The sequence below is a fragment of the Sphingopyxis sp. OAS728 genome (genome assembly GCF_014873485.1).
GTDB lineage: Bacteria > Pseudomonadota > Alphaproteobacteria > Sphingomonadales > Sphingomonadaceae > Sphingopyxis.
In genome coordinates this window covers 4,666,808-4,679,367 of the sequence record NZ_JADBDT010000001.1, presented here as the reverse complement: position 1 = coordinate 4,679,367, position 12,560 = coordinate 4,666,808, and the positions used below count along the sequence as shown (strand labels likewise).

Annotated in this window: 7 protein-coding genes; 4 read left to right on the top strand and 3 right to left on the bottom strand. The window is 64.9% G+C overall.

The genetic code is table 11. From position 1 onward, the window contains the following. Nucleotides 1–5: 5 nt before the first annotated feature. Nucleotides 6–1,958, bottom strand: coding sequence for an alpha/beta hydrolase family protein (locus GGC65_RS22130; protein ID WP_192649129.1), 1,953 nt, complete (start codon nt 1,956–1,958; stop codon nt 6–8). Between the two features lie 15 nt (nt 1,959–1,973). Then, nucleotides 1,974–3,293, bottom strand: a complete 1,320-nt coding sequence (locus GGC65_RS22125; RefSeq protein ID WP_192649128.1) for a spinster family MFS transporter — start codon at nt 3,291–3,293, stop codon at nt 1,974–1,976. Nucleotides 3,294–3,587: 294 nt separating this feature from the next. Between GGC65_RS22125 and GGC65_RS22120 the strand changes: the two genes are divergently transcribed. The 3 genes from GGC65_RS22120 (at nt 3,588) to GGC65_RS22110 (ending at nt 9,056) form a co-directional block, all read left to right on the top strand. Further along, the gene (locus GGC65_RS22120; RefSeq protein ID WP_192649127.1) at nt 3,588–5,309 is read left to right on the top strand and encodes a DUF885 domain-containing protein; all 1,722 of its coding nucleotides are present in this window, start codon (nt 3,588–3,590) and stop codon (nt 5,307–5,309) included. A 185-nt stretch (nt 5,310–5,494) separates the two neighbouring features. After that, the gene (locus GGC65_RS22115; RefSeq protein ID WP_192649126.1) at nt 5,495–7,744 is read left to right on the top strand and encodes a TonB-dependent receptor; all 2,250 of its coding nucleotides are present in this window, start codon (nt 5,495–5,497) and stop codon (nt 7,742–7,744) included. A 67-nt stretch (nt 7,745–7,811) separates the two neighbouring features. Continuing rightward, nucleotides 7,812–9,056 (top strand): metal-dependent hydrolase family protein, encoded by a 1,245-nt coding sequence (locus GGC65_RS22110; RefSeq protein WP_192649125.1) that lies wholly within the window; start codon nt 7,812–7,814, stop codon nt 9,054–9,056. Nucleotides 9,057–9,101: 45 nt separating this feature from the next. Here GGC65_RS22110 and GGC65_RS22105 read toward each other — a convergent pair whose 3' ends face one another. Further along, nucleotides 9,102–10,400 carry a spinster family MFS transporter gene (locus GGC65_RS22105; RefSeq protein ID WP_192649124.1) on the bottom strand — a complete coding sequence of 433 codons (1,299 nt, stop codon included), beginning with the start codon at nt 10,398–10,400 and terminating at the stop codon, nt 9,102–9,104. Between the two features lie 324 nt (nt 10,401–10,724). Here GGC65_RS22105 and GGC65_RS22100 point away from each other — a divergent pair, with 324 nt between their 5' ends. After that, nucleotides 10,725–12,548 carry a gamma-glutamyltransferase gene (locus GGC65_RS22100; protein ID WP_192649123.1) on the top strand — a complete coding sequence of 608 codons (1,824 nt, stop codon included), beginning with the start codon at nt 10,725–10,727 and terminating at the stop codon, nt 12,546–12,548. Nucleotides 12,549–12,560 lie beyond the last annotated feature (12 nt).

Sequence of the window (12,560 nt, the reverse complement as noted above, 5' to 3'; positions counted from 1 at the left end):
CTATGTCAGGAAGCCGCCGGGATATGGCGGCCGAACCAGTCGACGATGCGCGCCGCGGAATCGAGATAGGCGGGGTAGCCGCGCAGGCTGTGGCCATCGTCCGGGTAGACGGCGAGCGCGGCCTCCGTTCCGGCCTCCGACAGCGCGCCGAAAAATTCGATCGCCTGCCCCGTCGGGGTATTCTTGTCGCGCCCGCCCGCGAGGATCAGCGTCGGCGTCGTCGCGCCCTCGGCGAAGAAGACGGGGCTGCGGTCGAAATATTGTCCGCCCGGTCGCCGCGGCGAGCCTTCGAGCAGCGCGGCGTCGAACCACGGGATTTGCGACGCATAATGCTGGCTGTACCAGTTCGCAACGGGCGAGATCGGCACCGCCGCGGCAAAGCGATCGGTCTGCGTCACGAGCCACGAGCTCATGAAGCCGCCATAGCTGGTCCCCGACACACCGACGCGCGCCGGATCGACGATCCCCGCCGCGACGAGGCTGTCGATGCCCGCCAGATAGTCGTGCATATCCTCGCCGCCCATATCCTTGTGGACGCGGCGGGCGAAATCCTGACCACGCCCGCCCGACCCGCGCGGGTTAGGCAAGAGCAAGGCGTAGCCCTTGCCGACGAGCACCGGGCCGGCGCGCAGCGCCGCGGCATAACGGTTGCGATGCGCCCAGACGGGGCCGCCATGGATATCGACAAACAGCGGAAGGTTCCGCGCCCCTTCATCGGGCAGGACCAGCCAGCCACCGATTTCGAGCCCGTCGCGCCCCTGCCAGCGGTGATAGCGCATCGTGCCGGGGATCGCCGGTACCGGTGCGGGCGCAAAATCGGCAAGCGCCTCGGCCTCGCCGTTTGAAAGGCGCGCAATTGCCGGTGGCTGGGCATAGCCTTCGACCACCGCGAACACCGATCCGTCGGCCGAAGGAACCGCCGAGGGGTACCAGCCGCTGATCGTGAGGTCTTCCGACGCCCAATGCTCGCGACGCTCTCCGGTCACGACGTTGATCTCGCCCACGATGGTCTGTGCATCGCGGACACCCGCGAAGAGCAGATTGTCCGCGTCGCGCCAGCGAAGATCGGTCGCCTCGACACCGCCAAGGTCGAGCACGCGCTCGCCGTCGATGCCGCCCAGAGTGACGGGGCCGCAGACGATCCCGCGATCGCTGCAAAAGGCTTCGATTATGGCCCAGCGGGCGCCGTCGGGCGACCCGGCGGGAACGCCGACCTGTTCGGCGGGCGTATAGCGCGCGCGCTCGGCGCCGCTCTCCGCATCGAGGATGCGCAGGCTCGCCTCGTACCAGCTTCCCTCGCTATGATGATCGCTCGCGATCACGGCAAAGGCGTCATCGCCGAGCCACGCCGCTTCCCAGATATTGAACGGCGGCTGCGCCACGGCCCGCAGCGCCGTCGCGCCCGCCGTCCACATATAGAGCCGTCGCCACAGATTCTGCGCGCTCGACGACGCCACTTCGGGAAGCCACCCCGGCCCCTTGGTATCGCCGCGCAAGGCGAAGCCGCCTTCCGCGCCCGACACATCGGCGCCCGCATCGGCGCCGAGCACCAGCAGCTTGTCGCCGCGGGGCGCCCAAACGAGCGCCTCGACCCGCATATCGAGTGCGATCGACGCGATGGTCTCCCCCGCGCTGGACCGGAGGACGAGTTGCTCCTGCCCGCCGGCGAGATTCCCGACATAGGCCGCGCGGCCGTCGGGCGCAGTCCGATACTGGCGTCCGCGGGCGATGCGCTCGACCCCACCGCTCGCAATGTCCAACCGGCAGATCCAACCCGAGGGGCCGTCCTCGAGCGTTCCCTCGAACGACTGCGCCGAGAAATAGACGCTTTGCCCGCCCGGCGCCGCATCGAGATCGCTCGCCGTCCACAGATGTTCCTCGCCGGGGCGGAACAGCGTGCGATACAGCGCCGTAACCTCGCCCGCCGCGGCCGATCCGCGCATATCTTTTTCGATCATGTCAGCCTCTCCGGATCAGTCTTCGGCATCGGCGTTCAGATGCTTCGCCGCGCGCAGCATGAAGATCCCCGCCGGCAGGAAGGTCAGCGACATGATCATCAGCGCGTAGCGCAGCCCTTCGGCCGGCCCGTAAATTCCGGCAAAATGGTCGCTGATGGCGCCCGCGAGGACCGGACCCGCGCCCAGCCCGATCAAGTTCGCGAAGAAGAAAGCCAGCGCCACGGCCATCGCGCGCCGCTTGCTGCCGCAGACGGTGTGCATTGCAGCGAAGACCGCCGGCACGGCGCCGGTCAGCAAGACACCGCCGACCATCGAAATCGCGGCCATCGGTACGAGATTGCCGACGGCGAAGGCGCCGACATAGAGCGGCAGCGCGAGGATCAGCGCGATCCCGGGAAAACGCGCGAGCCACGCGAGATCGCGCTTGGCGAGGAGGTCGCCGATCTTGCCGCCGCCAAGATTTCCGATCACCGCGCCCACCGCCGACATCGCCCCGAACAGCGCGCCCGCTTCGGCGACCGTCAGGCCGTGGACGCGGATCATGAAGGAGGCGGTGAAGACGAGCGCGCCATAGGCCATCAGGAAGTAAAGGACGAGCGCATAGACGATGTTGCGATAAGCGGGTTTCGCGAGCAGGCGCCGGATGCTGACCTGTGCATCTTCGGTGGCCTCGGGCGCGACGGCGAAGCGCGGGATCAGGCGCGGTTCGCGCAGGAAGAAACGCGATGCAAGCGCCAGCAGCAGCCCCGGCAGGCCGATGACGATGAAAGCCTCGCGCCAGCCATAATGCTGCGCCACCCAGCCGCCCGCGACCATGCCGAGGATATAGCCGGCCATCGACGACATCATATAGATGCCGAGCGCCCCGGCGCGCTGCTCGGGCGGATAATAGTCGGCGATCAGGCTTTGCGCCGGCGGGATCGCGCCTGCCTCCCCCGCCCCGACGCCGACGCGCGCCAGCGCCAGTTGCCAGAAATTCTGCGCGATGCCGCAGAGCACCGTCATGATGCTCCAGACGGTGATCGACCAGACGATGATCTTTTGCCGGTTACCGCGGTCGGCAAGCCAGGCAATCGGCAGCCCGACGGTGACATAGAAGATCGCGAAGGCGAGCCCGGTGAGCAGGCCGAGCATCGTATCGGAGACGCCGAACTCGGCCTTGATCGGCTCGAGCAGCACGCCGATGACGTTGCGATCGGCATAGTTGGAGGTGCCGGTCAGGAACAGGACGAACAGGAAGGTCCGCCGCTGGCCGGGCCGGTAAAGCTGCCACGGCGCCGCCGCGTCCTGCGCTTCGGATGCCACCGCAGGGGCAAGGCTCATATTGCTCATCATCACCTCTCCGCGACGAATCCCGACCGGCCGCGCATTCGATGCGCGCCAATCGGGACCGACGGTATCGGCTGGGATTGCCATATTCAATACATAAATGCATTTTTTATTTTCGCCGGTATCCGGGCGGAATTTCGCGATGTTAAGGGGCTGAATATCGGTCGAGCCTTGGCCGACGTGCGGCCGGAGGAGCCCGAGGGTCTTGCCATATAGCGCAGATGATGAAACATACAGATACGTACGAAAGATGCTGGCGTGAACCCGCGCCGCGACCGAAGCCTTGGGGAAGGATAGATTATGACGCTTACGCCGGTCGAGAATTTCGGCGCCGCGCTGCGGATCATCGACGATGTCTGGACGCTGTCGAGCGCGAACCGCGTGCTCGGCGGCACCGAGGATGCGCTGACCCGGCTGCCCGACGTCGGGATCGAGGCGATCACCAAGCGCGCGGCCACGGGACGCGATCTGCTCGACCGCATCGCGCTCATCGATGCCGACGCGCTGCCGCATGACCTGCCGCTCACGCTCGAAATCGCGCGGCGGACGGCCGAACGCTGGTCGCGCGAGGCCGACTGGTACTGGCTCGTGTTCGACCCGCTCGGCGCGGGTTTCTTCGCGATGTTCGCCCCCACTGCCTATTGCGCAGGCTTTTTCCTGAACTCGTTCCGCGCGCCGCTTCAAGCCTATAAATTCGACACGCCGGCCGACGGCGATCGCTATGTCGCGCTGGTCCGCGACTATGGCCGGATCGTCCGCCAGATGTTCGACCGCACCGTGGGTCAGGCCGAGCGCGGCATCTATATGCCGCGCGTCCAGCTCGAACAGGCGGCGCCGCTGCTGAACAGCTTCCGCTCGGGCGCCGCCGCGATGCTCGTCCCCGACGCGTCCCGGCTGGGCGCGGTCGATGCCGAGCCCCTGCTCGCACAGATCGAGCGTGCAATTGCCGCGGATGTGACGCCCGCCTTCGACGCCTTTATCGCCTATCTGGAACGCGACGACTATGCGGCAAAAGCGCCCGAAAGCGTTGGCCTGTCGCAATATCCGGGCGGCGCCGAGATTTTTGCGGCGCTTGTCCCGCTGCACACGACGCTCGACCTGTCGCCCGAACAGGTGCACGCGATCGGGCTGGAGCGCATGGCGAACATCGAAGCGCAGATGCAGGCCTTGCTCGACGAGGCAGGCTTCGAGGGAAGCGCGGTCGAATATCTCGACCAGCTCAAGAGTGACCCCAAATGGCGCGCATCGGGTGACGAAGCGATCAGTGCGGTGTTCGAGCGCTATATCGACCGGATCGCGCCGCATATCGACGCCACGTTCAACTTCAAACCGAAGGCCGGACACGGCGTTGGACCGCTGGCCGAGGGCCTGACCGCATCGATGACCTTCGGCTATTACAGTCCGCCGACCCCCACCGACGAACTCGGCCGCTATAATTTCAATTCGCCGAACCTGTCGCAGGGGCCGCTCAATCATATCGGCGCGCTCAACTATCACGAGCTGGTCCCGGGGCATCATTTCCACCTCGCGACGCAGGACGAAAATGAGACGCTCCACCCGCTGCGCCGCAAGGCCTTTATCAATGCCTTCAACGAGGGTTGGGCCGAATATGCCGCGACGCTCGCGGGCGAAATGGGCATGTATCCCGAGCCCGAGGAGCGCTTCGGGCGGCTGATGATGGACGCCTTCCTGACGTGCCGGCTCGTCGTCGACACGGGAATGAACGCGTTCGGCTGGCCGCTCGAAAAGGCGCGCGATTATATGCGCGAAAAGGCGTTCATGCCCGAAACCGAGATCCGGTCGGAAACCGTCCGCTATTCGTGCGGTATCCCCGGACAGGCCCTGGCCTACAAGCTCGGCGATACGGTCATTCACGACGCGCGCGAAAAGATGCGTGCGGCGCTGGGCAACCGGTTCGACATTCGCGATTTCCACGATGCGGTTCTGAAGCCCGGCGCGCTGCCACTGCCGTTGGTCGAGCAGCAGGTGGAGGAACAGACGCGGCGCATCGCCGCGAACTGAACCGGACCAAGCGAAGTCGGCCCATAGCGCGTTTCGTGCATCCCTGAATCGCGCCCATTTCGCGCCACCTTCCCAACAATCTCACGAAAAACGTGGTTGCAATCGTCCAACCAATAGTGAACAGTACTGCATTAAATAGCGACTCAAGTCGCAGGGGAACGAGTCTAGCTTCAGGGAGATTCACGATGCAGCGGAAATGGGCCATTCTAACCTCGTGCGGAGTGCTCGCGCTCTCGGCTCCCCAACTGGCGGCCGCGCAGGATGTCGCGTCGGTCAACGAAATTGCCGATGGCAACGAGATCATCGTCACCGCCAGCAAGCGTGCCGAAAAATTGCAGGACGTCCCGACCGCGATTACCGCGGTCTCGGGCGAAAAGATCGAGTCGCTCGGTATTCGCGACTTCCGCGACTATGCTTCGCTCGTCCCCGGCCTCAGCCAGCGAGACTCGGGCGCACCCGGCACCGGCACGATCATCCTGCGCGGCCTGAACTCGGGCGCGCAGCAGACGTCGAACACATCGGCGGTCTATATCGACGAGACGCCCTTTTCGCCGAGCGGCTTCCTGTCGGTCGGCGCGCTCCTTACCCCCTCCCCCGAACTCGCCGAAGTCGAGCGGATCGAGGTTCTGAAAGGGCCGCAGGGCACGCTCTATGGCGCCAGCAATCTTGGCGGCCTCGTCCGCATCATCACCAAAAAGCCCGACGCCAGCCGGTTCTTCGGCACCGCCTCGGCCGAAGTCTCGTCGGTCAGCCATGGCGAAACGGGCTTTCTGGTCCGCGGCTCGGTCAATGTGCCGATCGTGCAGGACCAGCTCGCGCTGACCGCGACCGGCTATTACCGCCGCGCGGGCGGCTTTGCCGACAATGTCACGACGGGCACGGACGATGTGAACCGCTCGAACCTCTATGGCGGCCGCGTCGCGCTGCGCTATCAGCCGACGCCCGACTTCACCTTCGACCTCAGCGGCATCTATCAGAATATCGAGAATGAGGGCTACGCGTTCCAGCGCCTGGTCCCGGGAACCTTCCAGGCCGCCTTCGGCCGCTATGGTTATGCGAGCTACGCCGACCTTGGCGCGGACATCAAATATCGCATCGTCAACGCCAATGCCGAATATAAGCTCGGTTTCGGCACGCTGACCGCATCGGGCAGCTATGCGCGCTACAAGACGCAGATCGAAACCGACCAGACCAATCCCTATATCGCGCTCGGCCGCACCGTACTCGGCCCCGTTGCGGTTCCCGTCTTCGGCGTGCCGATCGACACCCTGCTCCCCGCCGACTCGTTCGCGCGCTTCCACGCATCGCCCAACATGGAAAAATGGACCGGCGAAGTCCGCTTCGCGTCCGACCGCATGGGCGCGTTCGAGTTCATGCTCGGCGGCTTCTACACCGACGAGGACAGCATCTATTACACCACGGTCTTCGTCCACGATGCGCAGGGAAATCTTCGCCCCGCCCCGCGCGATGCGCTCGTCAAGGCGACGACGACCTCGCGCTACAAGGAAGTCGCCGGCTTCGGCAACCTCACCTTCTACCTCACCGACAATCTCGATATCACGGGCGGGCTTCGCTATGCGCACAACAAGCAGGTAGCGGGAACCGGCGGCCCCGGCGGCATCACTTACTATCTGCCGCGCACGCCGCTGACCTTCAATTTCAGCGACAATTCACTGAGCTATCTCGCGACTTTGCGCTGGCGCCCGGCGCCGAACATCAGCGCCTATCTGCGCGCGGCAAGCGGCTACCGCCCGGGCGGGCCGCAGACCAATCCGACCCCGCCGCCGGGCGCGCAAACCTTCGTGCGTCCCGATACGGTCTGGAACTATGAGGCGGGCATCAAGGGATCGGTGCTCGACGGCAGCCTCTCGTTTGATCTCTCGGCGTTCCGCATCGACTGGAAGGACATCCAGCTCAACTCGCTCGTCAACGGCATCATCCTGCAGGGCAATGCGGCGAGTGCAGTCGTCGACGGCTTCGAGTTGCAACTCACGGCGCGTCCGTCGGACCTGCTGACCGTCAGCCTTTCCGCCGGGCACACCAACGCGCGGCTGAAGGCGATCGACCCCACGGCATCGTCGGTCACCGGCGCGCAGGCGGGCGACAAATTGCCGCTGACGCCGAGCTGGACGACCGCAGTGATCCTCGATCACCAGATCCCGTTCAGCAATTCGGTGAGCGGCAATGTCGGTGCGACACTGCGCTTCCAGTCGGACATGCCGTCGAACTATCCCGCCGTGACGGCGGTCGGGCAGCGCAAGATACCCGAAATCACCACCCTCGACCTGCGCGCGAGCGCGACGTTCAACGAACGCTTCACCGCGCAGGTGCGCGTCGACAATCTGTTCGACAAGCTTGGCTTCACCAACATCGGCGTCGATGCGACGGTGATCCGTCCGCGCACGATTACCGCGGGTCTGTCGGCCAAATTCTGATTGCCCTGCGGCCGTCCCGAAGTCCCACGGGGCGGCCGCTTCCACACCATCGCAGCAGGACGCACCCATGACGATCACCATCCTCGAAAACGCCCGCCTCTTCGACGGGGTCAACGAAGATTGTCCGACCGGCATGGCGGTCGCGGTGGAAAAGGGCGTGATCAAAGAGGTGTCGGACAAGGCGATCGCGGCCTCGGACGCGCAGCACATCGACCTTGGCGGACGCACGCTGATGCCCGGCCTCATCGATCTCCACATCCACGCCTATGCCTCCGATGTGAATTTCCAACGCGTCGATGCGATGGGACCGGCGCACCGCACCGCGCACGCCGTCCGCATGCTGGGCCATGCGCTCGACTGCGGCTTTACCACCGTGCGCGATATCGGCGGCGGTGACTGGTCGCTGTGGCGCTCGATCGAGGAAGGACTGATCCGCGGCCCGCGCTTCCTTTATGCCGGGCGCATCGTGTCGATGACCGGTGGCCATGGCGATATGCGGCCGATGAGCGTCGAGGGACATCACGACCATGGCTTTTGCCAATGCGGACAGGCGAACAGCCTGACCGTGATCGCCGACGGGGTCGACGCTTGCCTGACCGCCGTGCGCGAGGAATTTCGTCGCGGCGCGCATACGATCAAGATCATGGGTTCCGGCGGCGTCGCCTCGCCCACCGACCCCATATGGATGAACCAGTATCGCGAAGACGAAGTGCGCGCGATCGTCAATGAATGCGTCGAGCGCCGCAGCTACGCCTCGGCGCATTGCCATCCCGACAGCGCGATCCGGCGCTGCGTCGAATTCGGCGTGCGCTGCATCGAGCATGGCACGCTGATCAGCGATGAGACCGCGGCGTTCGTCGCCGAGCGCGGCGCCTATATCGTGCCGACGATGGCGATCATCTTCGCGCTGCGCGAGCTCGGACCGTCGATGGGCTTTCCGCCCGAGAGCCAGGAAAAGCTCGACTTCGTTTTCGACCAGGCGCTTTCGGGGATGGACCGGATGCGCGGTGCCGGGGTCAAGATCGGCTTCGGCACCGACCTGCTCGGCACCACCTACACGCGCCAGTGCACCGAGTTCGAAATCCGCAGCGAGGTGTTCACCCCGATCGAGATCCTGCGGCAGGCGACGTCGATCGCCGCCGAGGTGCTGCAGATGGAAGGCAAACTCGGCTGCGTCGCCGCCGACGCCCATGCCGACCTGATCGTTGTCGATGGCGATCCCTTGCACGACATCGGCCTTCTCGCCCGCAATGGGAAAGCCCTGCCGCTGATCATGCGCGGCGGCGAGATCGTCAAAAACGCATTGAACTGACATCCCCACCGGGCGGGCTTCACGGCCCCGCCCGGCCTTTCTGGCTCAAGCCGTTCCTGCCCGCTTCAGATCGCCGGGCAGCGAGCGGATCGCCGCCCAGAAATGGGCCGCGGCCCAGATGCCCGTCAGCCCCGAAATCGCGAGCGCGATGCTGAGCGATTGCGAGGGATCGGCGATCCGCGTTGCGATCAGGTCGGACGCGAGCCCGATCAGCTGCGGCGCGATCGCGAGATTGGCGATGTTCGCCGTGAAAAGCAGCACCGCGACGGTGACCCCCCGCATGTCCGGCCGCACGAGGTTCTGCAGCAGCGCGAGCGTCGGACCGACATAGACATTCGCGAAGGGAATGAAGAGCCAGAGCAGCAGCAGCGAGGTCTTGCTGTCGCCGACGAGATGCGCAAGCACGCCGGGGATGGTGATCAGCAGCGTAACGGTCGCGAGGAAATGGCATTGCCATTTGGGCGCCATGCGCGCGAGCTTGAAGGTGATCAGCGTCGCGGCCACAAGTGCCGCACCGCCGCCGAGGCCGCTCATCATCCCGACCTCGAACCCGGCGTCGCCAACGCTGAAGCCGTGCGAGCGCGCAAGGAAGGCGGGGGTCCACCAGATGAGTCCCATCCCCGAGAAGGTCGCGATCGTCGCGCCGGCGAGGACGTGGATCAGGGCGCGCTGCGAGCGGATGAAGCCGAGCGCTTCACGAATGCTCGGCGTCTCCTCCTTGAGCGCCGCGACATCGCTGGCACCGCGACGCGGCTCGCGTACGCTGAGCATCAGTAGCAATATCGGGAGGCTGGCAAAGGCAAACACGACCAAGCCGTGGCGCCAGCCGAATTTCTCGGCGAGCATGCCCCCGCCGATGCCGCCGATCGCCGACCCGATCGCGATACCAAGCGTGAAGATCGACATCGCGACGATCCGCTGCGATGGCTTGAAATAGTCGGCGAGGATCGAGTGCGATGGCGGTGTGCCCCCCGCCTCCCCGACACCGACGCCGATGCGCGCGAGGAGCAATTGCCAGAAATTCTGCGCCATCCCGCAAAAGGCGGTGAAGAGCGACCAGATCGCGAGCGCCCACATGATCATGTTGCGGCGGTTGACGCGGTCCGCCAGCGCGCCGAGCGGCAGCCCCGCCGCTGTATAGAAGATCGCGAGCGCGACCCCGGTAAGAAAGCCGACCGAGGCGTCGCTGAGCTGGAACTCGGCCTTGATCGGCTCGATCAGCGTCGACAGGACGAAGCGGTCGGCGATATTCATCGCATAGACGAGCGTAATGACGGCCAAGGCCCACCAGGCCTGCCGGGTCCGATGGCCAGTGTCCGGTACGTCTTCATAATGCTGCGTCATGCGCGGATTGCCTCTCCCTGTGCGGACGCTTGCGCGTCCTCGCTGAAATGCATTTTAATACACTATCGTATGTTTGCAAGTTTCGCGTATTGAGTCGGCCGATTTCGCCGGCGAAGCCGGAGTCGTCGCCCGGATCAAACGGCCCGAAAAAGGCCAATTCCCAACCGTTTTCGCACGGAAATACGCCAAGCGGCCATGCCATTCCCTTGAAAAATCGATGGCGAAAATCTTGGGTTGCAACGGCCGAGATTTTATAAGACACATATGTATAAATATTGAGTCACGGCGCGATATGCGACGCCGCATAACGGGTGAGGGATACGCATGAACATCGATCGACGTACCGCAATGACCGCACTGGCTGCCACGACCGCGCTGGCAACCACCTCTGCCCTCGGCGGTATCGCTTCCCGGGCCATGGCCGCAACGAAAGGACGCATCGACTTGTCACCGAAGAACTGGCCCGCGGGCGAATATGCCCGCTTCATGACCGCCCAGGGCGTCGATCGCACGACTGCCGGATCGGCAAAGGGCAAGAAGGGCGCGGTCACCGTCGCCTATGGCGCGCTCGCCGCGCGTGCAGGGCTCGAAGCGCTCAAGCAGGGCGGCAATGCGATCGACGCGGCGATGACGACCGCGCTCGCGCAGGTCGCGCTGACGATGGGCGCACCGATCAGCTATTTCGGCATCATGTCGCTCGTTTATTATGACGCCAAGACCGGCAAGACGCACACGATGAATGCCGAGTGGAACACCGTCGCGGGCGAAACCGAGCCGCTGACCATCCCCGGCGCGATCGATTTTTCGAGCACCGAGGCGCTGCAGGGCAAGGGCGAGCCGAGCGGGCGTACCGCGCTCGTCGGTGGCTTCATGAAGGGCGTCGAGGCCGCGCATAAACGCTTCGGCAAACTGCCCTTCGCCAGCCTGTTCGACCCAGCGATCCATATCGCCGAAGAGGGCATGCCGGTAAGCGAGATGCTCGACGGCATCTTCAAGTTCCGCGACCGCGATATCCGCCGCCTGCCTGAAACCAAAGCGACGCTCGTGAAGCCCGACGGCAGCGCGTACAAGACGGGCGACATCTTCAAACAGCCGAAGCTCGCCGCAACGCTCCGCGCGGTCGCTGCGCAGGGCGCCGGCTATATGTATGGCGGTGCATGGGGCGAGAAGCTGGTCGCCGCCGTGCAGGCCGACGGCGGCAAGATGACGATCGACGACCTCAGGAATTACGAGGTGATCTGGGCCGATCCGCTCGTCGCCGATCTCCGCCGCGGCTATTCGATCCAGACCAACCCGGCGCCGAATTTCGGCGGCTTCTCGATCATCGAGGCACAGAATCTCGCCGACGCCGCGGGGCTGTGCGGCGGCGAGCATTGGACGAAGTCGTCCGAGCAATTGAAAAAGGCACTCGAAATCACCCAGCTCTTCGGCATTTCGATGTTCCCGAAAGAAGCGCAGGCGGCGATCTATCCCGGCATCGATTTTGGCGAAGCCTCGCGCGTGTCGAAAGACCATGCCGCAGCGCTGTGGAAACAGATCGAGGGCGGCAAGACCTTCACCAAGTGGAAGCGCACGACGCCGATGCATTCGGACGATGTCGTCGCGGTCGATGCCGAAGGCAATATGGCCGCCATCACCCATTCGATCAATTGCGTGAACTGGGGCAAGACGGGCATCTTCATCGACGGCATTTCGATCAGCGATGCGGCGTCGTTCCAGCAGGCGGCAATCGCGCAGGTCAAGCCCGGCGCGCGCCTCCCCGCCCCGACCGAGACGGGCATATTGTTCAAGGACGGCGTTCCCGTGCTCGCCTTCGCCTCGATGGGCGCGGGCCTCCACCAGCGGACGTTCCAAGGGCTGCTCAACGTCACTTGCTTCGACATGGACGTCGAAGAGGCGATCAACACGCCCGATTTCTTCATGCCCTCGACCGATCCCAAGACGGGCGAGACGACGCTGGTGGTTCCCGAAGGTCGCTTCGACCACAAGATCCTCGACGGCACCGGCTATACCTGGCGCGAAATGCCGCTGTCCGAGGCGCGCCTTGGCGGCGAAGGCAAATGGGTGGCGATCAGCCGCGACCCCAAGACCGGCGAGCTCCATGCCGCCTCGCACAACCGCAACAACAGCGACGCGGTCGCTTTCTGACGCAGGCAATGG